At 44.5% G+C, this 23,087-nt stretch carries 23 protein-coding genes; 5 read left to right on the top strand and 18 right to left on the bottom strand.

Going from position 1 to position 23,087, the window contains the following annotated elements:
* Window positions 1–76: 76 nt before the first annotated feature.
* Window positions 77–1,255, bottom strand: coding sequence for an MFS transporter (locus C161_RS14515; RefSeq protein WP_036670860.1), 1,179 nt, complete (start codon window positions 1,253–1,255; stop codon window positions 77–79).
* 144 nt (window positions 1,256–1,399) lie between these two features.
* Complete coding sequence (locus C161_RS14510) at window positions 1,400–2,257, bottom strand: arginase family protein (RefSeq protein ID WP_036670859.1); 858 nt, start codon at window positions 2,255–2,257, stop codon at window positions 1,400–1,402.
* 105 nt (window positions 2,258–2,362) lie between these two features.
* Here C161_RS14510 and C161_RS14505 point away from each other — a divergent pair, with 105 nt between their 5' ends.
* Window positions 2,363–2,728: a winged helix-turn-helix transcriptional regulator gene (locus tag C161_RS14505; protein WP_036608870.1), complete on the top strand. Its 366-nt coding sequence runs from the start codon at window positions 2,363–2,365 to the stop codon at window positions 2,726–2,728.
* A gap of 142 nt (window positions 2,729–2,870) precedes the next feature.
* Here the strand turns inward: C161_RS14505 and C161_RS14500 are convergent, their stop codons facing one another.
* Window positions 2,871–3,341 carry a GNAT family N-acetyltransferase gene (locus C161_RS14500; RefSeq protein ID WP_051449730.1) on the bottom strand — a complete coding sequence of 157 codons (471 nt, stop codon included), beginning with the start codon at window positions 3,339–3,341 and terminating at the stop codon, window positions 2,871–2,873.
* A 205-nt stretch (window positions 3,342–3,546) separates the two neighbouring features.
* On the opposite strand from C161_RS14500, the gene C161_RS14495 reads away from it, so the two are divergent.
* A complete protein-coding gene (locus tag C161_RS14495; protein WP_036670857.1) occupies window positions 3,547–4,212 on the top strand; it encodes an MBL fold metallo-hydrolase in 666 nt (221 codons plus the stop codon).
* A 125-nt stretch (window positions 4,213–4,337) separates the two neighbouring features.
* Here C161_RS14495 and C161_RS14490 read toward each other — a convergent pair whose 3' ends face one another.
* Both C161_RS14490 and C161_RS31555 read right to left on the bottom strand, forming a co-directional pair.
* On the bottom strand, window positions 4,338–4,961 hold the full coding sequence (locus tag C161_RS14490; RefSeq protein ID WP_036670856.1) for a hypothetical protein: 624 nt from the start codon (window positions 4,959–4,961) through the stop codon (window positions 4,338–4,340).
* Window positions 4,962–4,977: 16 nt separating this feature from the next.
* Window positions 4,978–5,379, bottom strand: a complete 402-nt coding sequence (locus C161_RS31555) for a DUF3888 domain-containing protein (protein WP_084650175.1) — start codon at window positions 5,377–5,379, stop codon at window positions 4,978–4,980.
* 262 nt (window positions 5,380–5,641) lie between these two features.
* On the opposite strand from C161_RS31555, the gene metE reads away from it, so the two are divergent.
* On the top strand, window positions 5,642–7,936 hold the full coding sequence (gene metE, locus C161_RS14480; protein ID WP_036670855.1) for a 5-methyltetrahydropteroyltriglutamate--homocysteine S-methyltransferase: 2,295 nt from the start codon (window positions 5,642–5,644) through the stop codon (window positions 7,934–7,936).
* A 177-nt stretch (window positions 7,937–8,113) separates the two neighbouring features.
* Here metE and C161_RS14475 read toward each other — a convergent pair whose 3' ends face one another.
* The 7 genes from C161_RS14475 to C161_RS14445 all read right to left on the bottom strand — a co-directional run bounded on the left by C161_RS14475 (window position 8,114) and on the right by C161_RS14445 (window position 13,550).
* Complete coding sequence (locus C161_RS14475; RefSeq protein ID WP_235193812.1) at window positions 8,114–8,665, bottom strand: TlpA family protein disulfide reductase; 552 nt, start codon at window positions 8,663–8,665, stop codon at window positions 8,114–8,116.
* Window positions 8,666–8,667: 2 nt separating this feature from the next.
* Window positions 8,668–9,381 carry an ABC transporter ATP-binding protein gene (locus tag C161_RS14470; protein WP_036670852.1) on the bottom strand — a complete coding sequence of 238 codons (714 nt, stop codon included), beginning with the start codon at window positions 9,379–9,381 and terminating at the stop codon, window positions 8,668–8,670.
* Window positions 9,374–10,195, bottom strand: coding sequence for an ABC transporter permease (locus C161_RS14465; protein WP_036670851.1), 822 nt, complete (start codon window positions 10,193–10,195; stop codon window positions 9,374–9,376). The genes C161_RS14470 and C161_RS14465 overlap by 8 nt, the downstream gene beginning before the upstream one ends.
* A gap of 28 nt (window positions 10,196–10,223) precedes the next feature.
* The gene (locus C161_RS14460; RefSeq protein WP_051449728.1) at window positions 10,224–10,805 is read right to left on the bottom strand and encodes a nitrous oxide reductase accessory protein NosL; all 582 of its coding nucleotides are present in this window, start codon (window positions 10,803–10,805) and stop codon (window positions 10,224–10,226) included.
* Complete coding sequence (locus C161_RS14455) at window positions 10,802–12,190, bottom strand: right-handed parallel beta-helix repeat-containing protein (protein WP_235193811.1); 1,389 nt, start codon at window positions 12,188–12,190, stop codon at window positions 10,802–10,804. The genes C161_RS14460 and C161_RS14455 overlap by 4 nt, the downstream gene beginning before the upstream one ends.
* Window positions 12,191–12,507: 317 nt before the next feature.
* Window positions 12,508–13,182 carry a bacillithiol biosynthesis deacetylase BshB2 gene (gene bshB2, locus C161_RS14450; protein WP_036670850.1) on the bottom strand — a complete coding sequence of 225 codons (675 nt, stop codon included), beginning with the start codon at window positions 13,180–13,182 and terminating at the stop codon, window positions 12,508–12,510.
* A gap of 23 nt (window positions 13,183–13,205) precedes the next feature.
* On the bottom strand, window positions 13,206–13,550 hold the full coding sequence (locus C161_RS14445; RefSeq protein ID WP_017688572.1) for a YojF family protein: 345 nt from the start codon (window positions 13,548–13,550) through the stop codon (window positions 13,206–13,208).
* Window positions 13,551–13,819: 269 nt separating this feature from the next.
* Between C161_RS14445 and C161_RS14440 the strand changes: the two genes are divergently transcribed.
* Window positions 13,820–14,605, top strand: a complete 786-nt coding sequence (locus C161_RS14440) for a DUF817 domain-containing protein (RefSeq protein WP_036670849.1) — start codon at window positions 13,820–13,822, stop codon at window positions 14,603–14,605.
* A 92-nt stretch (window positions 14,606–14,697) separates the two neighbouring features.
* Here the strand turns inward: C161_RS14440 and C161_RS32360 are convergent, their stop codons facing one another.
* The 4 genes from C161_RS32360 to C161_RS14420 form a co-directional block, all read right to left on the bottom strand.
* Window positions 14,698–15,306, bottom strand: coding sequence for a hypothetical protein (locus tag C161_RS32360; protein ID WP_235193810.1), 609 nt, complete (start codon window positions 15,304–15,306; stop codon window positions 14,698–14,700).
* A 231-nt stretch (window positions 15,307–15,537) separates the two neighbouring features.
* Window positions 15,538–16,446, bottom strand: a complete 909-nt coding sequence (gene murB, locus C161_RS14430; RefSeq protein WP_442789431.1) for a UDP-N-acetylmuramate dehydrogenase — start codon at window positions 16,444–16,446, stop codon at window positions 15,538–15,540.
* Window positions 16,447–16,636: 190 nt separating this feature from the next.
* On the bottom strand, window positions 16,637–17,617 hold the full coding sequence (locus C161_RS14425; RefSeq protein ID WP_036670846.1) for an SDR family NAD(P)-dependent oxidoreductase: 981 nt from the start codon (window positions 17,615–17,617) through the stop codon (window positions 16,637–16,639).
* Window positions 17,618–17,785: 168 nt separating this feature from the next.
* Window positions 17,786–18,439, bottom strand: a complete 654-nt coding sequence (locus C161_RS14420; protein ID WP_084650171.1) for a hypothetical protein — start codon at window positions 18,437–18,439, stop codon at window positions 17,786–17,788.
* Between the two features lie 161 nt (window positions 18,440–18,600).
* On the opposite strand from C161_RS14420, the gene C161_RS14415 reads away from it, so the two are divergent.
* The gene (locus tag C161_RS14415; RefSeq protein ID WP_036670843.1) at window positions 18,601–19,275 is read left to right on the top strand and encodes a class I SAM-dependent methyltransferase; all 675 of its coding nucleotides are present in this window, start codon (window positions 18,601–18,603) and stop codon (window positions 19,273–19,275) included.
* 69 nt (window positions 19,276–19,344) lie between these two features.
* Here C161_RS14415 and C161_RS14410 read toward each other — a convergent pair whose 3' ends face one another.
* Window positions 19,345–20,745, bottom strand: coding sequence for an outer membrane protein assembly factor BamB family protein (locus C161_RS14410; protein WP_036670842.1), 1,401 nt, complete (start codon window positions 20,743–20,745; stop codon window positions 19,345–19,347).
* Between the two features lie 195 nt (window positions 20,746–20,940).
* The gene (locus tag C161_RS14405; RefSeq protein WP_036670840.1) at window positions 20,941–22,992 is read right to left on the bottom strand and encodes a serine hydrolase domain-containing protein; all 2,052 of its coding nucleotides are present in this window, start codon (window positions 22,990–22,992) and stop codon (window positions 20,941–20,943) included.
* Window positions 22,993–23,087: the final 95 nt, after the last annotated feature.

The raw sequence follows: 23,087 nt of genomic DNA, 5'->3' as shown, positions 1-23,087 counted from the left end.
CACACCAAAAGGAACAACCAGCGATGGTTGTTCCTTTGTTGTATAGTGGCAGAACCTTAATGACCTATAGCAAGAGCTAGACGGTCAGGCGCGTAGCCTTGTTGCTTCTGTTAACCAGCTCTGTAGCCGCGAACATAACACTGAACAGAATCAGCAGGATCAGGGGTACCATTGACATTCCCCATTGGCTGGCTAGGAGTCCCATACCTAACGGGATGAGTGTTGAACCTGTATAGGCACTGGCCATTTCAAGTCCAATTACACTTGGGGATGCCTTCTCACCGAAGCGTTCCGGTGTCGCATGAACAATACTCGGATAGATCGGTGCTCCGCCCAATCCCACGATAAATAAAGCCACTGCGGCAATCCAGTAAGGAATCGGCATAACCAGGATAATCAATCCGAAGCATCCAACGATTCCACCATATCTGATGAGAATTTTGCTGGATACATGAGTGGAAAGAAAACCTGAGATCACACGTCCCAAGATGATGCCAATAAAAAATAGGGAGGATAGTGCTGCGGCAGTACCTGGGGAAACTCCTTTGCTTCCGATGAAGAAAGAAGCCATCCACAGACCGGTAGCAGTTTCGGAACCGTTGTAACAGAGCATCGCAATCATCGACATTTTCACGCCGGGGATACGTATGGCCTCACGGTTGCTTACGCGTTTCTTCTCATCGCCTGAACCCTCTACTCTTCCCTTCTCAAAAATCTTCCATAGAGACAAAGTTGATAATAAGACCACCACGATCCCAAGCAAAATCAACGCCACAGTAACGTATCCTGCACGCCAGTTGTTTGCTTGATTCAGCCAATATGCCATAACGAGTGGGCCTGTCACTGCGCCAATTCCCCAGAAACAATGCAACCAGTTCATATGCTTGGCCTTGAAATGCAATGCTACATAATTACTTAGTGCCGCATCCACCGAACCTGCACCTAAGCCGAGAGGGATCGCCAGAATCAGTAAAAACACAAAATTCTCAGAAAATGAGAATCCCAACAGCGCGATCGTTGTTGAGAGGATACTGAATACTGTGACTTTACCCGTTCCGAACCGGTGCAACAATCGGCTGGCCGTTAGACTGGACACTACTGTACTAAATGAAATGATTAGCGATATGTAACCAGCCATTTCTGTTGTCGCATGTATATCGTTTTTCATAACGGACCAGGCACTGCCAAGTAAAGCATCAGGTAATCCCAGCCCTATAAATGCGAGATAAATAATGATTAACAATAACGTGACCATCTGGGTGTCTCTCCTCAGTTTGTTTAATTTCTGATTCTCGTCGAACCACCCATATAATAATATTGATATTTCTATCTGTAATCTTCCTATATTTTGACTCCTTATATCAGTATTCTGATATATTCTGGCGACTTATTACCTATATCACTGGTTCAGGATAGGTATTTCTCCAAGCAAATTCTTCAAGTTAATGGCATCCCACGGCATATGCTCAGTTATCCCTAATCCAACTACATCTGTTTCTTCAGACAGTTCTTTGATCAGACGAAGCAAGTGAGGTATTTGCATGGTTCCCGCTGGTGAAAAAACATAAGGTTCCCCTGGTTTAGCGAATAACAATGAACGGAACATGTTAGGATCAAGCACATCCAGATCAAGGTGAATTGCCAGATGTTTGATACCAATCTCTTTAATCCACTTCTTAATCGAATCCATGCCATGGGTTAATTCTTCAGTTCCAGCCGTTCGGATACCCAATCTTTGAATCACTTCGGTTTCCTGTTCCGTAGGGGTTGTCAACCCGGCCATGAAGACATGTTCGGGCTTCAAAGGGACACTCACATGTTTGGCAAACTCCGGATCGCCTTCCCCAAGAAGGTTCCCAAGCGGTAAAGTATGACCTTTGTCATAGCCCTCGTATCTAACCAGATCACCATGTGCATCAATCCATATCAAACCAAGTTCTCCGCCATATCGTTCATTTAAATAAGCAAACGGGGCTTGTTCAACCAAACAGTCACCGCCAAACATGACAATGCGATCGGGCTGGTGAGCTTGAATAATATGCTGGGCAACCTGCAATTGATGAAGTAGCTGTGTTCTACCTTTTATCCCGTTCTCGCTTACCAGAGATGTTCCATCATAAGCCTCAACAGGAACATGAATGAGAGGTTGATCATTGTCAGGTGCAAGCCATGCAAGCAACTCCGCTCCAAATGAGTAGTTTGGATTATCTCCACCTTGCCATTGTGGCATAAGCAGACGTATTGTTTTTTGAGTCATCGTAAATCTCCTTTACTTCAAAGTAAGGTTAGTATAAACTGAGCCCAAACAAATAAATAGTACGGTCTTTTATGATAGGTACTACCCGGAAGGATAGTGTAAATGATGAGTATGGCTGAATACCACGGTAAAGTTAAAAACATTCAAGATACCCCTTTTGGATATACGTTGTCTGTTATTGGTGGCAAATGGAAAATGGTGATTTTGTATCTTCTGGCAGAAAACCCACCTGTCCGTTTCAATGAACTAAAAAGACAGATCGGCGCTATCACGTATAAAACGCTGAGTTCACAACTCAAAGAATTAGAAGCAGATGGTATGGTCGAACGGAAAGAGTATCCCCAAGTCCCTCCTAAAGTCGAGTACCGTCTGACAGCCAAAGCTGAAACGTTATTGCCCGTTTTGGAAGGACTATGCGAATGGGGTGTCCAACATCAAGAACCTTCGATCAATAATAGCGCAACGGATTGAACGCTTTTGTCTATATTTTCAGATGAGATAATTGGAGTAAATGGAGTATGTTAAAATGCAAAAAGTCGCCAATCGGCGACTTTTTTACTTTTATCTTGTGTTCCTCTGTCCGTTCAGCAAATAAAAGCTGTGATTCGTAGAATTATACTTTTTCGTGTACCAGATCTTTCTGATAGGCCAACACTCTGTCCCAATTGCCACTGAAAACAGGAATTCGATAATACCCTACACGCTCATACAGCGCTGCAGCTTCTGGTTGCAAGGGACCTGTTTGCAGTTTCAGATTGGTATAACCAAGTTCGTTCGCAAGACGCTCTGCCTCGGCCAATATAGCCTGGGCAATCCCCTTACGGCGGTAACCATTGCGTGTATACATGCGTTTAACTTCTACAGATGTTTCATCAAGGGGTCTAAGTGCTCCGCAACCAACCGGATACCCGTCGATCCTGGCAACGATAAAAGCCGCACGGGGCACCTCAACGTCTGACAGTTGAAATCCTGCAGTTCCATCACCACCATATAACAAACCGAGTTCTTCACTCAGTTCCTTGATCAATAGTAGCGAATCCTCGCTCCGAATATCTTCAGCTGCTGCATGCACGATATGTGTCATCCCACATACCCCCTTTATCTTATTGGACTTATTGGTTTAAATGATATATCTAAATTATCATTCCCAACACCAAGCGTCAATTCCCCCATTCATTGAATATTTCTATAAGCAACCGAACGTATCTTTTTGCAGTCTTTATTCGTTTACATAAGAAATATAACGAGCAACGATGTATATGAATTTCAACTCTCGGAGGTCTGATATTATGGAAATTTCAAAGGGAATAACGATGCTTCAGCTTGATTTTGAGGGGAATATAATTCACCCTGTGCTGATATGGGATGAAGAAATGGTTGTGTTAATTGATACCGGATTCCCTGGACAATATGACGATTTGTGTATCGCACTCGAAAAGATTGGTGTGCCGATCAGCCAACTTAAAGCAGTGATTTTGACGCATCAGGATATGGACCATATCGGGTGTCTTCCCGAGATTTTGCAGGAGTGTGGCTCACAAGTCAAGATATATGCGCATGAGCTGGATAAACCATATATTGAGGGGCAACTCCCTCTTCTCAAAGATGGTCACCTTGAACATCCTCCAATGGGAAAAGTAGATGAAACGGTTACTGATGGTCAGGAACTGCCGTTTTGCGGTGGAATTCGCGTTATTCATACACCTGGTCATACGCCAGGTCATATCAGTCTATATTTGATGGACAGCAAGACGCTCATCGCCGGAGATTCAATGTACAGTGTAGACGGCATGCTTGGAGGCATTCATGAACCTACTACGCTGGATACAGAGACAGCTCGATTCTCTTTGAAAAAGTATATCGAACTCGACATTTCATCTGTGGTTTGTTATCACGGAGGACTAAGTCATGGGAATGTGAATGAACAGATCTCAGGGCTATATAGAATGAACTAACGAATAGTATGCTTCCGATGTAGCTTTCTTGCAGAAAGCTTGTAGGCGAACGCTCCCCTTCTTCAGGTTATTTCTGTCCTCTCCGTTTTGTGTAAATGTTTAGTTCAATTTATATAGTTAAGGGTTTATGGTTTGGCATACTGTAAAATGGCTTCAGCCGCACGAATTCGCAGCTCTTCTTCTTCACTGTGTAACGCTTCTCTCAGCACATTAAGAGCTGTTTGAATCGTGGCTTCATCTACCCCTGTTGAGAGAGAGTTCGTTGCTTCGGCTGTTATGCTGACTGCAAGACCTCGATCCAGCTGTGCTTGTGATATAGGATACTCAAATTTCGCAAGGATGGCTGAATCATTTTGCAGTGCCTGCACTCTGTCATTCAGCTCAGCGAGAGGAATACGACCCAACCATGTAACTCCCCGACGGTGACAGATCAAGTCGTTTTCTGTGCCAGCGGAATCGTCGTAATAATAATCCCCGATATCCCCAACATACGTCCATTCATCATCGCTAATTAATACATAATCTCCATCCTGCATGAGGTTACCAAACATATGTAGTGTCGCGAGTGTGCTCGCCAATTCTGCTTCATCCAAGGGATAGTGTTGAACCAACTGTTCCTTCCATAGCTCCGGAGGCGTTTGCTCTAGATCCCCTGTACCTGACCAAGCAATACCAATATAATTGTCTTCCAAAAAGGATGTTACCCTGTTGATTCCGTGCACGGTGGACTGGATATGATACAGATTCATGCGTACCGCCTTCCTTTCAATCATTCGTATGAACATAGCTCACCATTGTAACATTAGTGGGGTCTATTTCAAACGTAATAATCTCTTTCCCATATGGCGGGTTATGTGGACCGTAAAACGTTCTGACTTCCAGAACCGTTCGAAAATTATAACCACCTTTTGTGCGCCTTTTAAGTTCCAATACATGGATATCATATAGCCCATAGCTAGGGACCGGCATATGATTTGCCTGATAATAGTTGGTAATCTCATGGTAAATGTATGGGTTGAGCATCGTAAGTGCTAATGGCTTATAGTTTTCTTCCTGTTCGCTCTCAGGATCTGCATATGTAACATCTGTGTATAGGGAAATACTATTTATCATTAATGTTGTTGCAATTATAAAGTGAAAAAGACGTTTCTGAATTACCATACTCATCAACCTTTTTTAATTTCTATTATTCCGAGTGAATGCAAAAGCATACAAAATATGATTATGATCTAGTATTTATCCTTAGCTGAGTTGGAAGGTTATTCTGTCATCGGAGTGGCAAGTGTAAATACTCGTTAGTTCAACTTATATAGCACACACCTTTGGATATAGCCTCAGGCTATAACTAGGTATAATTTAATGGAATTACATTATAACTCCGGATCTGTGATAAATTTTGTGTAACATAAAAGCAGAGGGGTTTTAAACGATGACAAAAAGTAGTGTATTGGGATATCCGCGTATTGGTGCTGATCGGGAATGGAAGAAAGCGTTGGAAGCGTTCTGGGCAGGTAAGCTGGAGGAATCAGAATTTCACGCACGTTTGCAGGAGATTCGTATCAATCATTTGCGCAAGCAACAAGCAAAAGGAATCGACATCATTCCAGTTAATGACTTTAGCTATTATGATCATATCTTGGATACGGCCGTGATGTTTGGGATTATTCCTAAACGATTTGCTTATGATGGTGGTTCCGTTCCATTGTCCGTATATTATGGCATTGCACGAGGAACGAAAGATGCCGCAGCAAGTGAAATGACAAAATGGTTCAACACGAACTATCACTACATTGTACCTGAACTGGACGGGGCTTCCCCAACTCTGACGGAGAACAAACCACTTCTCGCTTATCGTGAAGCAAAAGAAAAACTCGGCATTGAAGGCAAGCCGGTTATCGTTGGACCGTTAACCTTCCTGAAGCTCTCCAAAGGCTATGATAAATCCGAGACAGACGCTTGGTTGGACCGCTTGCTTCCACTTTACACTCAATTGCTTCAAGAACTTGCGAGCGAAGGCGTTCAGTGGGTGCAGGTCGACGAACCTATTCTGGTAACCAAATTAAGCGATGAAGACGTACAGCGTCTGAATAAAATATATGAAACATTTGCAGCAGCCGTTCCAGGCCTGAATATCATGCTGCAAACGTACTTTGAATCTGTTGAAAACTACAACGACATTGTTGCACTGCCAGTTCAAGGTGTAGGACTTGATTTTGTACACGGACTCTCTGGTAACACACAATCTATTCGGACATCCGGTTTCCCGGCAGACAAAGTGCTCGGTGCAGGTATTATTGATGGACGTGGGATCTGGAAAGCTTCCCTTCAGACAAAACTGAATTTGCTGAATGAATTAACTGAGTTCGTGACACCTGAACGTATCATCGTGCAATCATCTTGCAGCCTGCTGCATGTGCCAGTAACCACAGACCGTGAGGCAAAACTTTCATCTGAACTGAAAAATGCACTTGCATTTGCAGATGAAAAGCTGGATGAGATTGTTCTTTTGACTACAGCCTTATCTTCACCAAGTGCAGAGATTACCGCCAAAATAGACGAAGCAGAGCTTACCCTTCAAGCGCTTCAGCAATCCGAAGATCGAAACCGTACCGCTGTACAGAAAGCCGTTGCTTCTATCAGTGTTCAACAGCCAGAGCGCTCCCGTCCTTTTGCAGAACGTCATAAAGCCCAACAGGTCAAATGGCAATTGCCACTCTTTCCGACAACAACGATTGGTAGTTTCCCACAATCTGCTGAAGTCAGAAAAGCACGTCAGTTGTGGCGTAAGGGTGAGTTGAACAACGAACAGTATGCTGCCTTCATCCGGGATCAGATTGATATCTGGATCAAGATTCAAGAAGAGATCGGAATTGACGTACTGGTACATGGTGAGTTTGAGCGTACCGACATGGTTGAATTCTTTGGCGAGAAACTGGCCGGCTTTGCCTTTACACAGTTTGGATGGGTACAATCATATGGTTCACGTTGCGTGAAGCCACCTATTATCTTCGGTGATGTTGCATTTACGGGTGAAATGACAGTGGAAGAAACGAAATATGCCCAATCGCAGACAGAGCGTCCTGTCAAAGGCATGCTGACTGGCCCGATTACCATCATGAACTGGTCATTCGTACGCGAAGACATTGCTCGTGAGCAGATTGCCTATCAATTGGCGTATGCGTTGAGACAGGAAGTCGAAGCACTTGAACAAGCAGGCATTGGTATGATCCAGGTTGACGAGCCGGCTGTTCGTGAAGGGCTTCCGCTGAAGGAAAATGAACAAGCTGATTACCTGGCTTGGGCAGTCAAAGCGTTCCGTATCTCCACGTGCACGGTGCATGAAACGACTCAAATCCATACGCATATGTGCTATTGCGAATTCCATGACATGATTGATTCCATTGAAGCTATGGATGCGGATGTTATCTCCATTGAGACATCCCGTAGTCACGGTGAACTGATTCATAGCTTCGAAGAAAATACGTATGAGCTCGGTATCGGTCTTGGCGTATATGATATCCATAGTCCACGGGTTCCAAGTGTGGATGAAATGGGCAGCATGATTGAACGCGCTCTGCGTGTTCTTGATCCGAAGCTGTTCTGGATTAACCCGGACTGCGGATTAAAAACCCGTGGACAAGAAGAAACGGTAGCTTCTCTGCGTAACATGGTTGACGCAACCAGAATCGCTCGTAACAATCACGCTTCAGCTGCTGTATTGTAATCGGCTGCGAAGCAGCATAACTTCAAAAGTAAAGCCGGACACCCCTTCGTTAAATGGGTGTCCGGCTTTTTATATGGCTACTTTTTGTAGTTACTTTTAACGTACATTCATTTCACTTGTAACATGGCGATCTTTGGCGTTCCTATCCCTTTTCTCACCACCACCCAACGCTTACGACTAGATACTCTCTTCCAGCCATTGCTGCAATGGTATATCTTCGGTCAGTTCACCGAGCAGTATGTGACGGAACTCCCCATCCCTATCAATGACCATTGTTGCGGGCAAACCTGTAATCCGATACATACCTGATATGTTGCCCGTCACGTCTATGATCACCGGAAAATCAAACGCCTGCTTATCCATAAACTCACGAATCGTGCCCTTCGATTCCCCCACGTTAACAAACAGGGTTTCCACGTCATTCTGATAGTCCTGAGCAATCTGGTGAACGAGCGGCATCTCCCGTACACAAGGTGTGCACCATGAAGCCCAAAAGTTAATCATCACGGCTTTGCCCCGATAATCGGACAGGCTGACCTGTTCGCCTGCTGAATTAACCGCTGTGAACTCAGGGGCTTTTGCACCTGCTTGAATAGTATTGCCACGCCCAGACTCGGGTGTCGATACATTTTCGAAAATGGCCCATATACCTGCTAACAATGCGATCACACCAATCAAAATTGTAAGTGTACGTCTGCTTTTAAAACTCTTTTTCTGCAATAAACTCACCTTCACTTTAAGCCAAGACTTTGATGAAATGCTGCATGGAGCGAACCGAATTGATCACAAAAGTCGTGAGTAGAGCCCTCTCCAACATTACGTCCATGGTTCATGAATATCACCTGATCCGCAATGTCGTCTGCGATCTCCAGCTGATGGGTCGAGAACACGACCATGTGGCCTTCCTGTTTGATGCCCTTGAGCAGCTGAGTTAATTCCTGCATCCAGAATGGGTCCAGTCCATTCGTTGGCTCATCCATGATGAGCAGTGGAGGTTTCGACAGCACAGCCTGGGCGAATAACACACGTTGGCGCATGCCTTTGGAGAAGGTCGTAACCCGGTTTTTCTTTTGATCCTCCAAACCTACCATGGTCAGTACTTCCTGTACTCTCTCCTTGGGAACTTTCCTCAGAGAAGCCCAGAACAGAAGCATTTCCTCCGCACTCAGTCCTTGATTAAATTGATAATCGTCCGGCATATATCCAATCTGCTCTGAATAACGCTTGCGCTCCTTCAACCATCGTACATTGTTCACTGCAACCTCACCGGAGGTAGGCCGAAGAATTCCTGCGATCATACGCAGCACCGTGCTCTTTCCTGCACCATTCCCTCCACAGAGGGCAAGCACTTGGCCTGAAGTAATGCGAAAGGAGATATCCTCAACAATTGGTTGCTTTTTAATGGATTTGCACAATCCCATCACTTCGAGTCCCACTTTATCCATGAGAACGCCCCCTCTCCCAGATCGCATATACCGCCAGGACAGAGAAAGCAATCCAGAATAGGCATATCCCGATGAAGATCCAACTGCCATTTGGTTGCTGCACCCACTCCACCCATCGATAATATTCTGGTCCAAGAATGGAGCCACCTCCCAGTTTGATGACTACAAACAATCGCACCAGCTCGGCCGGATTGATGAGTGTTAGCATAACCAGCAGAGGTTTCACCCATAGATAAGGCATCAGTCCCAGCACAGAGAGCAATAACGTCGGCCATCCAATGACAGCGAAGAACCATACGGTCACGGATATGGTTAACGCCTGCCACCGATTGCGCGACAACGAACCGATAAATAGCGCCAACGTCAGGAATAACAACACCAGTCCACACGAGAATGCCAGAAAAAGAAGATATGTCATGACATCCAGTGGATTCCCAATCACTCCGCTAATGACCCCCATCAGGCCGTATCCAAACGCAACAATGGTAATTAAAACAATCGACAGCCCAAGATACTTCCCCACAATAAAAGACATCGTGCCGATGGGATACGTGGACAGCAGTTGCCAGCTACCGTCTTCCTTTTCGGATGTTAGTGAGAAGGAACCGAGGAACAGCGTCATTAATGGTAAGAGGTAAAGAATGAGATTCAACATCGAACCTGTTGTGCCCGAATATCCTTCAACCAGATTCTGCGAATTCAGAAGTAACAAGCTTAAGCTAAAGGTGCAAAAAAGGATCAGAAACGAATACGCCCAAGGATTGCGAAATCCCATTTTCACTTCTCGTCTTGCAATCTGTATCATATCTGACATCATTGATCACCATTTTCTATTGTCATACTTAGTGGCCTGACTCTTCTTTCATCTCACCTTCCTGATGCATCTCATTACCGTCTCCTTCTTCACCATGTCCGTGCTCATCATGCCCATGTTCACCCATCATGTCCATATTCTCTGTGTTCTGTTTCCAGTCATGGGAGGCAAGATCCTCAGCGGTCATAATGGTTCCTACACCTTGCTCTGCAATGAAAGCTTCAGCCGAGGGCTTGTCCTTAAAGTTAAGAATTCCATAGGCCATAGGTGTACGCAATGAAGCGTCGTATACATACGTGGCTTTGCTGTATTCAATCCATTCCTTGTCATTGTAATCACGTACATAGTCCATGCCGATGTTATCTGTGCCATTTTCTGTTTTCCACTGGTTCATGCAGCCGATATCATCGAACTTGTAATTTTGGCCGTCTTTCGTAGTGAGCTGTGTTGCATATGCATCGTCCTTCACCTGCATTTTACAGATCGCACAGATATCCACGTCTTCATTGATCGGCAATGCCGCGTATTTTGTTCCGCAAGCGGTTAACAGCACCATGCCAAACATAAGTACCATCACCATGGACCATCTTCTGTTCAAACTTTTGTTCATTTTCGTAATACCCCCATATAGATGATTATAAAAGTTGCCATACTCAACAGAACTAACCCGAACATCCACACCATCTTGGAACCTGCTGCCCTTTCCACTGACATGTGCAGATCAGATTCCGTATCCATGCTCATTCGTGGAGATTTGTCGGTAGTCCATTGTTCTCTGCCTTCTGTAAACAACTCACTCAGAAAGACCATACCCGGTGATTGGAAAAAGAGCTGATACGCTGAATTTCGACTGACCAGTTGCTCATAAAAAGGATTGATGGCATAGGATATTTCACTGATCCCATCCCGATTCAGATCGAGCCCCTGAAAGGAGTCCCAGTAGTTCTCCATCAGGACATTATTCGGGCTATCCAGCGCCGAAGCTTCAATGACATTAGACACCAATTGGTTACGTGTAAACTCATTAGCTTCTGCCAGAACAAGCTGTATGCCAACAAAATTCCGAAGCACCGCATTGTCATGTATCTCATTGCCTGAGGATTCTGCAATATTCATCCCAACACGATTACCTTCCACTACATTGTTGTGAACAGAGGATTGATGTACGTCATACAATAAAATCCCTTGGGAGTGAACATTAGTACTCTGTTTGCGAAAAGAATTGCCCGATATAACCGTATTCTTGACGCCCATGATCATGGCACCTGTCATGTTCTCTTCTCCGGTATTATCCATGACAGAAGAGCCGTCAATATACATGCAATGGATGCCATACCTCGTATGTAACAGCCTGTTATTTTGCACGATAGACTTGCGACTGTTCTCCAGATAGATTCCATCCCTCATGCCGGTGATCTCATTGGCTTCAATGAAGCTATCATGGGAGTTGTACAGATCAATGCCATTGCCCTTCTGGCCACTGGAAGCAGAATCAGACCCGGCCCACGTAATGTTGTTCCGCTTAATCGTTGCCTGACTCGAATTCCGGATGATCATCCCATACCCCTGGGTCTGAATATGCAGATCCGTGATTTCACTGTTTTTCCCTTCAACCTGAATCGCTGCAGTCTGTTCATTCGTATCATGTTCAATTGTAAAACCGCTCAATTTCACCCCATCCGAGTGAATCATTATCGTAGAGGTGGCTTCCGCATTAACAACTATGACCGTAGGATCACCTTGAATGGTGATGTTTTTGTCAATCGTCACGGGTCCAGAATAACGACCTGATGCAAGTTCAATGACTTCTCCAGGTGCAGAACGGTCAATCATAGGCTGAAGGGGAATGAGCTCACGATGTCCGGAGGAGGCAATGACTGCACCGTGTGGAAGGGATAGCAGGAGCATCATCATTCCGATTAGAAAAATTAAACCCGTAACCCGACTCTTCTTACAACTGTTGAATGTACCCAAGCCTGCCCAAAGACTACTCATGATTCAAACCGCGCAATTCCGGCTTCTTGTTACAGTTGCTTATTGCTGTGGCAATGTATTCAACGGCTCTTACGTTAATCCAAAATATACGTTGGTTGTACACACCATCCCTCCACTCCACTTAAAATCAACTCTCCATGTTCCTCATCCATTGAAGCAACGTAATAAATGAAGCGTTATCACAATCCTGATCATAGTGTACTTAAAATGATATTTATTCCATATAGCTCAATTAGGCTATAGACGCTCCATTTTTGTGTCGATATTGTGATGTGAATCAAAAAAAGCCGCCATATAGGCGACTTCTAAGTAATATATTATTCAAATGGATAGGTCCAAAATGTTTCTCTGCCAAAACGTTTCTTGATTTCTTCATTATTCAGCTCACGATTTCCTACAAGCTCTGCTGCCTGGAATTGTGAACGGTGGGCACGAATGGACGCCATTTTTCGATCCAAAAATTCGGATACATCAACAAATACATCCGGTTTGCCAATGTACTGTTCCTGATTATTAGCGAACGCAACGCAATGAACAATCGGACGTTCATCCACAGGAAGTTTAGTGATTGTACGTATAACAGCGGCTCCCGTTGCATCATGATCGGGATGAACACTGTACCCCGGATAGAACGTTATGACCAGCGTAGGGTTCAACTCTTTAAGTAGCGACATGATGGTGTCTTCCAGTAACTGTGGATCTTCGAACTCCAGCATTTTATCGTGGAAACCCAGCATTCTCAGGTCCTGAATACCAATCGCTTCAGAAGCTTCGATGAGTTCCTGTTTACGGATGCCAGGCAACGTCACTCGGTTGGCAAATGGAGGAATCCCCATATTGCGCCCCATCTCGCCAAGTGTTAGACAAGCATAGGTTACATGGGCACCGCCATCTATGTATTTGGCTAACGTTCCCGATACAGAGAAAGCTTCATCATCTGGATGTGGATATACCACCAAGATGCGCTCATGCTCGTTGTGTGTAGTATTCATGGTTATTCAATCCTCCGCTTTCATCAGAACATCTCTCGGCTTAATTGTAACGCCACAACTAGTTTACCTTGGCTGTCGTGACCGGCGAGAATCAGTCTTTCTTGTTCCTGCTCATCAATATGTGTAAGTCCTTCGGCGTAAAGCCATCCCTGCGTTGTTTTCAGACCAACACGGTATGGACCTGTACCTGAAATGGACCCCTGCGTATATCGTATGGCCGCATTAGTAATGAATGCCGATGCTGGATGTTTTGTACTGTCCATGTGTTGTGCGTAAGCACCTGACGTAAGTTCTAGATGTACGTATAAGTCCTGATCAGCAAGATTATTGATCCGGAGCTGAATGTCTTGAGGTTTAATCGGTTGCATAGCGGCCTCCTTGTCTAATGTAATTGTACGAACTTCATTTTAACATAACCACACAAGAGAATATACATGGAGTGACCCTGTCGACCTCACATAGAGCCCTCTCATGATGATTCCAGTTTGAAAACAAGAACAGATTTGCGTGGTTTTTTCTCTTTTTATTCATGGATCATATCTATATTATGAAGTGTAGGCAAAAACGCCCGTGATGAAGAACCTTAAATTTTAAATGAATCTTGCTCCAACATGTTTGGAAAGGAGTTTAACTCGACTTGAAATCTCTAATACAACTACTTCATTTTGGCTATCATCAGGCCATGAGCTGCATATTTCCCGTAGCGATCTTTGGAACACTGGCACTGTCCAGCGTAATTCCTATTCCTTTCCTTCATCGATATGATGCCATTCTGCTCGTATTGCTTGCTGTGCAGTACCTGATGTATCGAAGCGGCTTGGAAACCAAGGATGAAATCAAGGTCATCTGTGTATTTCACATTATTGGCCTGGTGCTAGAAATCTATAAAGTATGGATGGGATCATGGTCATACCCTGAGCAAGCATACAGCAAAATCCTGGGTGTCCCTCTTTATAGCGGATTCATGTATGCAAGTGTAGCCAGTTTTATGTGTCAGGTGTGGCGAAGACTGCGAATGGACATGACCGGATGGCCTGGTTTTGCACCTTCGATGCTGCTCGGAGCAGCCATCTATATTAACTTTTTCACTCATCATTTTATGCCCGATTTTCGCTGGTGGCTGACGGCGCTTGTATTTATTGTCTTCTGGAAAACCTGGATTATTTACCGGGTACGAGCAACGACCTATCGAATGCCCTTATCGCTTGCTTTTATCATCGTTGGTTTCTTCATTTGGACTGCTGAGAACATCGCTACATTTTTCAATGCCTGGAAATACCCTGATCAGCATGATGCCTGGCAACTGGTTAGCTTTAGCAAAATTAGTTCGTGGTTCCTGCTGGTCATCATCAGTGTCATCATCGTTGCGCAGCTCAAATATGTGAAGGCCAATCGAACCGCAGATGATTCAATGTCCAGGTAACTATTTATTCTCTAACCGTAAAACAGCAGCAATCTTAGACTCGTACTTAAAGTCTTCGAATGCCGCTGTTTTTTGCGTGGTTCTATTTGAGATTATTCAACAAATAATGAGCCAAAGTCATCTGCCTCTTCAATGTCTTTATTGATTAAGAGGTTCTCCTTTTCATCATATGCTTTGATTGTATAAGGAGTAGTCGCTGATGAAGGCAGGAATGCGTACCAGGTTTGTTGGTTCTCACCTGCCTCAACCAGCTTCGCATTGAAAGTGGCGGGATTTCCATTGTGCTTGATTTCAACAGTTACACGTTTGATAGTGGAGTCTATGATGTCACCAAATAACATCGGAAACGGGGCCGAGACTTTTTCCAATTTCGGTATGCTCATATAATTCAACGCAAACTTGGATTCAACTGATTCATTAATGGAATATCCTCCACCCCATACCCATTTCCATCCGAAAATGTTCTTGCGGCTATACTCCATCTGAAGATTACTGTTATTTTCCCGACCCTTTTTTTGTGTAAACAAAATCATGCCCCCGTCCACAGCCTCCTGATGAATGAATTGGGAGGTATAAGATTCACCTCTAAATTCTTGAACGGCCCCTTGAGGACTGTTCGCTATAGGAATATGTATAGGTTCATTCAATCCCCAAACTTTGGATATCCGTTGATCGGCTAGCCCGCCAGCTCGTTCATTCATATACATATATGCCAAGATTGACAGGGGCGATAGTAAAATTACCATTGCAGTGATTAGCAAAATTCTCCTGTTACGCTTGATTATCTCCATGTACACTCCTTATGATAACGATGAAATATTAAATACAATCACTCTGATATTACCATTATTAGCATATTAGTTCTTGTTTAAGTATAATTCGGACAATCAAAAAAGGCCGCCATTGGCGACCTTTCAAGTCATTCATCGAACCTATTCTCCCAGAAAGATTACTTCGGTTTCCAATTCAACTTGGAACGTATCATATACTTTCTTCTGAATAAATTGGATCAGATCCATATAATCCTGGGCAGTAGCGTGATCCACATTTACGATAAAACCTGCATGCTTCATGGAGATTTCAGCGCCTCCGATGCGAGTGCCCTGCAAGTTACAATCCTGGATCAGTTTACCGGCAAAATGTCCCTCGGGTCGTTTAAATACACTTCCACAAGAGGGGAATTCAAGCGGCTGCTTGGATTCTCTCAGGAACGTTAATTCCTTCCTTTTGCTTGCAATATCTTCCTTGTTTCCTTTTTTGAGCCCGAATTCGGCCTCCAGTATGATATAGTGATCCATCTTGAAGAGACTATTTCGATAACCAAACTTCATCTCTTCTCGCGGGATTTCCAACACTGCGCCGTCTTTGGTGATCACAGTCGCACGTTCAACAACATCGGCGATCTGACCGCCATAAGCACCCGCATTCATGTAAAGTGCGCCCCCCGTGCTGCCGGGAATACCACAAGCAAACTCCAAACCGGTCAAGCTATGCTCCAAAGCAAGTCTGGATACATCAATGATATCTACGCCGCTTTGCGCAATCATGCTGTCCTCATTCACTTTAATTTGATCGAAGTGGCTAAGAGAAATCGTTACTCCCCGGATGCCCCCGTCTTTAATAATGACGTTTGAGCCTTTTCCAATGACCGTCAGAGGTAACTGATGTAAGTTGGCAATTTCCACGATTTTAGTGATTTCGTCTATCGTTGTTGGATGGATGAGAATATCTGCGTTGCCACCTATTTTAATAAACGTGTGATTTTTTAGTGGTTCATTGAATTTCACTTTTTCCAAAGGTATCTGATGCTCAAAAATATTCATGATTTTCTCTCCCTGAATTCATAAAGAAATGATTGCACCATCGCGAAAATGAGATGCTCCTTCTTTATTATATGCTAAATAGGAGATTTTGTTTGAAATTATGTTGTTTTCATTATAATTAATCACATTCTCTTTAGATTTTGAACTTTTCGTGAGTTCCTGCATGGAAGCGAGCTGTTGCTCTGTTGCCACAACTACATGATTATGATTATGAGAGTTCTATGTCTGTTTGAGTCAGCTTGGCTGATAGCTCCCATAAACGAATAGCTTGCTCAGGGTCGATGGCATACTTCTTGACCCCATAGAAACCTCCATCCTCTGGAGCCATTTCACTGATGTCACAATCCTCACAGTAGACACCGCCTTTTCCCTCAAGTTGAGGAGAAGTTGCTGCCCAGACTTGCGTCGCTGCCCCCTGCTCAGGTGTTTTGAACGCAGGGTTGGCCACTTGTCCAGATTCATCAATCCAGCCCAGAGCAATCATTTCCTCTTTTGGCATATGACGCTGTAGTGGTGTCATAATTCCGCCTGGATGAACTGAGAAAGCCCGTACGCCGTGCTCTGCACCTCGACGATCCAGCTCAACGCTGAATAAAATTGTTGCTGTTTTGGACTGTCCATATGCAGGGAATTTCTCATAGCCATGTTCAAATTGGATGTCATCCCAACGAATCGGTGAGAAATGATGTCCCGCTGATGCCAAGGAAACAACACGTGCTCCCCCCTGACTTGCGAGTGCAGGCCATAACAGATTAGTCAGGGCAAAGTGGCCCAGATGATTGGTTGCAAATTGAGCTTCCCAGCCAGGACCAACCCGCGTCTCCGGGCAAGCCATGATGCCCGCATTAAGAATCAGCATGTCAATGTTCCGATCACTCGCCAGAAACCGCTCGGCAAAAGCACGAACGCTGGATAAATCAGCAAGGTCCAATTCATCTATTTCAACACCTTCCAGACCCGAAAGTGCTTCCTTCGCAACCGCTGGACGACGCGCAGTCACCACTACACGGGCTCCCGCTTTCACAAGCGCACGTGTCGTCTCCAACCCCAGGCCGGAATATCCACCCGTTACAATAGCAAGCTGTCCTGACAAGTCCAGTTCCCTCAATACATCCTCCGCTGTACTATTATGGTTGAAGCCAGAGTCCATTTTATGTTGTAAAGTTCTAGTATTATTTTCCTGTGTCATTCTGTTCATCTCCTTAGTAATATTTCTACTTCTTCAAAGTCTACACCCTAGAGCGTACTCTAAGTCAAATGGAAGTGAATACATCACCTGCAACTTCTCCGTACAATCTGTAAACGTAAAAAAGCCGCCAGTTGGCGACTTTCGTTGAAATGATTATAGTCATCCACGTTACGAATCACCCTGAACGGTGGATAACGAAACAAGGACCGGACTGGCGAAATCAGAGGCCTCTTCTCCTTTTGGATTATGAAGACGGAATAGAAATGCTTCCTCTTCTTCTGATTTCCAGACCATATAATCGCTAATGCCTTCTTCACCAGAGGCCTGAAGATAAAGCTTGGCATGACCAAGCGGGTGTTCTACCAGTTCTCCACTATAATCAGATACCTTACCGGCTTTTACTAATTCTTCTTTACCTGCTGTCTCCAGTTCTGCCAGATTATAATCCGAAGGCAGTGGTTCAATATCCACATAATAGTCAGCGTTACTAGTCAGTGACAGACGGCCTTGAGCAGCATCAAATGTGAATTTCTCGAATACGTACAAGGAAAATCCTTCTCCTTGTTGCAAGGTCGCCTCTAGTGATTGATTGCCATCTGCGGTCAACATTTCAAAACTTGCGGTCAGTGGACGCTCCGTTTCATTTGCTTCTTCTGTTTCAGATGGTTGTTCATTTTCTGTTGAAGGTGCTGGAGCAGGTTCACCTACTGGCATTGATGGTTGAGGGCTAGGCAAAGGTTCATTACTACCAGAGCAAGCTGCAAGTGTTAGAACTATAACGATTAAGGAGATACTCATCATAATAAAACGTGGTTGAAACATCAGGTTCATTCCCCCTGTCTATATTCTGTGCTTACATGTTATTACCCATGGCTGAGACTCGGAATCCATAGGTCCAACCTATGAGTTTATCCATAATCAGTATTTCCCTTGATCCCTTCCAGTTTGTAAAATATGGAGAAAACCTAAGGAGTGATGAGCACATGGAATTCTCAGTAAAGCAGCTGTTTGATAAGGTAGCCCAAGATTATGATGTGCAGCGAAAGCAGCTTATCCCTTGTTTTGATGATTTTTATGGAATGGCTCTGGATCTAATGGAAAGCCCGCTCGATTCTCCACGTATTCTTGATCTGGGTGCAGGAACGGGACTGCTCTCCGGATTGGTCCTGCAAAAGTATCCCAACGCGCGATTAACCCTGATCGATATTAGTGATCAAATGCTCGAAGGAGCACGTCGAAGATTTGCTGATGCTACACAAGTGCAGTATGTGGTCGGGGATTACTCCAAGTACGATTTCACCAGTTCCTACGATATGATTATCTCCTCCCTGTCTATTCACCATCTGACCCACGCTGACAAGAAAAAGGTGTTTGACTCTGTACACAAGTTGTTAGAACCAGGTGGATGCTTCATCAACGCAGATCAAGTTCAGGGAAGAACCCCCGATACGGACTCCTATTACCACCAGTGCTGGTTAGAAGCGATTCATCAAAGTGGTTTGTCTGAGGAAGCCACCTCGGCATCGATCGAAAGACGCAAGGTGGATATCAATGCCATGCTGGAGGATCAATTGGTGTGGTTGGAGGAAGCTGGGTTTAGCGTGGCAGATTGCATGTACAAATACTTGGACTTTGCAGTGTTTTATGCGCAAAAATAAAAAAAGACCGGATTATGAGCAAGCTATGCCGTAATCCAGTCTTCTCACATATTTTTCATTCTAAATCACTTATTTCAGCGATGCTGGCAGCTTAACGCCGAGAAGTTTGCCTTCGGCTTGGATGATGATCATTCCATTTGTCTTCAATGTCGTGTTGTGCAGATCTCCCCCGGTAGCGACTCGAAAAGCTGGCTGACCCGTCATCATGTTGAGGGCAAGCAGGGTGCCGTTACGTTGCGCTCGATACATTCCTTTGCCGTAAACATCAATCTGAGAAACCGGGGCATCACCATGCCACTGAACCTCCTGACCATTAGCCAGCTTGATGCCTGTAAGTTCTCCCGTGTCGTTTTTGAAGATCAACCTTTCCTGTGTAATGCCAAGCCACACCATATTTTCTCCATAAGGGCGCTGAAAAGTTCGAAGTGGCGTTGGACCCGGCTTGGTTGAGGTCAACGAATACTCCGCTATCTTATCCCCTTGTAGAATATATAGTTTGTCTTTATTGGAAAATATCCCTCCATACCCATTCACATACGGTGGATCCCCCGGCATGGTCCACTTATACTCCTGACTTCCTTTTAACACACCGGTCTTCAGATTGTACACATTCACTTTCCATTTGCGTTCTGGTGAAGACTCGTCATTTTCCAAAATCGAAGAATAGTAGTCCGCTGAGTATACAAGACCGTCTTTGATCTGAATAGCTTCGCCCTGACCAAAATGACCCCATAGCTTCTTGCCCGTTTTCTTGTCATATGCATTAAGCTGTAAGGATGTAAGTGCCCCTTGGACAAAAAAGGTTCTCAGCACCACACCATTAGATTCTCTCAGATACTCAGTACCATTACCTTCACCTAATGGTTCATCTGCTTCCCAGCGCAGTTTGCCTGACTGGATATCCAGTGCAAACGTTGTACTCCCCTTAATCACGTAGAGGGTATCCACCGTTGGAATCAGAGCTTCCGTACGGTTATACGTATCAATCCAGGTGGATGTGCCTGACTGCCATTTTGCTTTGCCTGTCTTCGCATTCAAGGCATATGGCTTGTGATCAATGGTCAGTCCATAGAGAATCCCGCTTTGATAGGTAATATAAGGAGTCAGGTCTTTGTCGTAAGTCCACAGCCGTTTACCTGTTGTCGCATCAAGTGCAATCAGCTTCGATCCAGCAAACGTGAATACTTTTCCTTCTTCTGCGATGGCATTAACTCCAACATACGTCTCGTTCATATTCAGATAGTTATCTACTTTCGATGTCCAAGAAGGTTTCAGTTCAGGTACAGTGATTCGTTGATACGAATACCAGTTACGGATGGATACATCCGATGCTTCAGCATGTGCCTGCGATGGCAACACGCCGATAACGCAGTGAACCATCAGCATTCCAGCAGTAATGCCTGCAATGATGGGTCTTCCTGCTCTTCTTTTCCATTCCTTATTCATTTGACGTTTATGTATATTGACCATGGTAAATGAATTCCTCCTGTTATTAAAATCCTGAGATATAACTACATAAACATAACGTGTGATGGGTCCAAATAGTTACCGTATTGTTAAATTATTCAAAGAAAATATCAAAAAAGCCGCCACCAGGCGACTTCTTGATAACTGTATTTTTTCGGTGATAAGTTGCGAACGTGACTCATTAATGAAGTTTCTGCTTTACTTTAGTTGGATCTGGAAGACATCCCCCGCATCACCACCAAAAACGATAAAACCACTTTTCGGGAGTTTCGTCGATTCCTGATTGGTTGCTACAGAGAAGTCAACCATTTCCCCTTTATCATTATACACTGCATAACCTCCGGTCTTGGGAGAATCCACCGTGATGGATTTGTTACCCGATCGGGCGTCGATCGCATACCACCGGGCTTGACCGTTTGCCGGAATAGTCGTAATTCCTTTTTTTCCACCAAAGATTGGAGTAATCGCCTCCTCAGCAATGTATTCCTGCCCATCCTGGAGCAAAATCTCGGCGCCATTCTTTGTGTAAAATTGCAGATCAAACGCGTCTCTTCCGTTCATTACAGGAATCTCGGCGATATTCTCTGCGTTGTTTGCATCCATGATTTGCGTGCCATTAGCATAGCCATTTTTGGCATCAACAGACAGGTTCTTGATCAGCATCGATGGAAGCAGATAAAAGATGGATGTTATTTTTTCATCCAACGCGTAATATTTCGAGCCGTCACGAGCTGTCCATTTCTCTTTCGTTGCTACGTCAAGCGCATTATGATCCAGTTTTTGATAATCATACGTGTTCATTACCGTTTGACCTATGCCGGGTAACGATATCATGCCTTGAACTTTAACATACACCTTGTCATTACGTTCCTTCACAAAACTAGCTTTTACACTGCCATCCGCACTTGTAAAATGTTCGTCGCCTGTGTACACATATTTCTGCTCTGGAATAATTCCACCCAGCAAAGCAGGCAGTTGCATCTCACCATCCTTAATCGTTATATCCAATGTCTCTCCTACCGTACCATAGAGACCGGAGTACGCGCTTAATTCTGTTGGCATCTTCACTTTGTCGGGTGACGAGAAGGTCTGATCGGGTTTAACCTTGTCAATGATGCCTTGATCCGCCAGAACTTCCAGCAGCACTTTGCTGGCAAACATCTGATTGTAGATGGAAGATCCGCCAGATGATAGAACCGCCATTGAAATATCATGTTCAGGTATAGTGATTAACACGGCATGGTACAACATGGTATCCCCGCCTTTGGCAAGCGCGGTAACCCCATAATCGCTGAAAGGTGCAAGGTCAACCGAATCCCATCCCAAGCCATAATTGATCGTATTTTGCTCATCAGATACCCATATGCCCTTACGATATTCATGAGATTGCATGGCCTTCACAGCAGAATCGGACAGAATATCCGGTCTGTTCCCCATTAAAACCTCTCCGAATTGACTCAATTCTTCTGCGGTAGAGTACACTCCGCCTGTGCCGATAATGTTTGCATTTTCGGTAGGCATCTTCATCTCAAGTGTAGGCCAATAGGTTTCGGATAATTGCGCTCTGTCAAAGGAATCTAGTGGTGTCTTCGTTGATTCCAACTTCAACGGCTCGCTGATGAACTTGGCGATATATTCGCTGTAGCTTAATCCACTCACCCGTTCAACCAGGATTTCAAGCAATTGAAAACCGTCATTGGCGTAGACGGAGTATGCGCCAGGTTTGGATTTCAGTTTTTCGGACTGAAGTTTGAGCAATAACTCATCATGATTGCGGGTGTCATTATCTTCAAACAACATGCTGTTTCCATAATGTGTACCGTAAAGACCGGATGAATGATTCATCAACATGCGCGGTGTGATTTGAGTATAGCGCGCATCTGCCATTTTAAAGTCTTTGATATACGAAGTAAGCGGCTCATCCAGATCTATTTTACCGGAATCAACCAGCTTCATGGCGGCTGCCGTAACAACCATTTTGCTAACCGAGCCTATGCCATACATGCTATCCTTGTCTATTGGCTTCTGTGATGCCTTATCGTGCAATCCGACACTATCTGATAAAATATATTCCCCTTCATCCATGATCGCATATTGCACACTGGTGACACCGTAGTTTTGCACCATCTCCTTGGCGATCTGCTCCGCCCGTGCCTCAATCGTACCGCTGTTATTCGCCTCTGCTCTGACATCTGCCAGCGGTGTAATTACAAGCACCGCTGTACATAAAAGACTAATTAGTTTCTTCATCCTATGTCCTCCCTCAAATGTTCTTATGAATGAATTCATCATATCCGGGAAGAGACTGATCAAACGCAAACGGACCCTGAATGGAAAAAAACAAC

It is taken from the genome of Paenibacillus sp. FSL R5-192 (assembly GCF_000517845.1).
Classification (GTDB): domain Bacteria; phylum Bacillota; class Bacilli; order Paenibacillales; family Paenibacillaceae; genus Paenibacillus; species Paenibacillus amylolyticus.
Note: the sequence above shows the minus strand (reverse complement) of the source record. Positions and strands in the feature narration are given on the sequence as shown.

What these genes read in the sequence shown, in the direction of transcription:
- C161_RS14515 (WP_036670860.1), bottom strand. Translation starts at nt 1,255, where the DNA reads ATGGTCACGTTATTGTTAATCATTATTTATCTCGCATTTATAGGGCTG.
- C161_RS14510 (WP_036670859.1), bottom strand. Translation starts at nt 2,257, where the DNA reads ATGACTCAAAAAACAATACGTCTGCTTATGCCACAATGGCAAGGTGGA.
- C161_RS14505 (WP_036608870.1), top strand. Translation starts at nt 2,363, where the DNA reads ATGAGTATGGCTGAATACCACGGTAAAGTTAAAAACATTCAAGATACC.
- C161_RS14500 (WP_051449730.1), bottom strand. Translation starts at nt 3,341, where the DNA reads ATGACACATATCGTGCATGCAGCAGCTGAAGATATTCGGAGCGAGGAT.
- C161_RS14495 (WP_036670857.1), top strand. Translation starts at nt 3,547, where the DNA reads ATGGAAATTTCAAAGGGAATAACGATGCTTCAGCTTGATTTTGAGGGG.
- C161_RS14490 (WP_036670856.1), bottom strand. Translation starts at nt 4,961, where the DNA reads ATGAATCTGTATCATATCCAGTCCACCGTGCACGGAATCAACAGGGTA.
- C161_RS31555 (WP_084650175.1), bottom strand. Translation starts at nt 5,379, where the DNA reads ATGAGTATGGTAATTCAGAAACGTCTTTTTCACTTTATAATTGCAACA.
- metE (WP_036670855.1), top strand. Translation starts at nt 5,642, where the DNA reads ATGACAAAAAGTAGTGTATTGGGATATCCGCGTATTGGTGCTGATCGG.
- C161_RS14470 (WP_036670852.1), bottom strand. Translation starts at nt 9,381, where the DNA reads ATGGATAAAGTGGGACTCGAAGTGATGGGATTGTGCAAATCCATTAAA.
- C161_RS14465 (WP_036670851.1), bottom strand. Translation starts at nt 10,195, where the DNA reads ATGTCAGATATGATACAGATTGCAAGACGAGAAGTGAAAATGGGATTT.
- C161_RS14460 (WP_051449728.1), bottom strand. Translation starts at nt 10,805, where the DNA reads ATGAACAAAAGTTTGAACAGAAGATGGTCCATGGTGATGGTACTTATG.
- C161_RS14455 (WP_235193811.1), bottom strand. Translation starts at nt 12,190, where the DNA reads ATGAGTAGTCTTTGGGCAGGCTTGGGTACATTCAACAGTTGTAAGAAG.
- bshB2 (WP_036670850.1), bottom strand. Translation starts at nt 13,182, where the DNA reads ATGAATACTACACACAACGAGCATGAGCGCATCTTGGTGGTATATCCA.
- C161_RS14445 (WP_017688572.1), bottom strand. Translation starts at nt 13,550, where the DNA reads ATGCAACCGATTAAACCTCAAGACATTCAGCTCCGGATCAATAATCTT.
- C161_RS32360 (WP_235193810.1), bottom strand. Translation starts at nt 15,306, where the DNA reads ATGAATGAACGAGCTGGCGGGCTAGCCGATCAACGGATATCCAAAGTT.
- C161_RS14425 (WP_036670846.1), bottom strand. Translation starts at nt 17,617, where the DNA reads ATGACACAGGAAAATAATACTAGAACTTTACAACATAAAATGGACTCT.
- C161_RS14420 (WP_084650171.1), bottom strand. Translation starts at nt 18,439, where the DNA reads ATGTTTCAACCACGTTTTATTATGATGAGTATCTCCTTAATCGTTATA.
- C161_RS14415 (WP_036670843.1), top strand. Translation starts at nt 18,601, where the DNA reads ATGGAATTCTCAGTAAAGCAGCTGTTTGATAAGGTAGCCCAAGATTAT.
- C161_RS14410 (WP_036670842.1), bottom strand. Translation starts at nt 20,745, where the DNA reads ATGGTCAATATACATAAACGTCAAATGAATAAGGAATGGAAAAGAAGA.
- C161_RS14405 (WP_036670840.1), bottom strand. Translation starts at nt 22,992, where the DNA reads ATGAAGAAACTAATTAGTCTTTTATGTACAGCGGTGCTTGTAATTACA.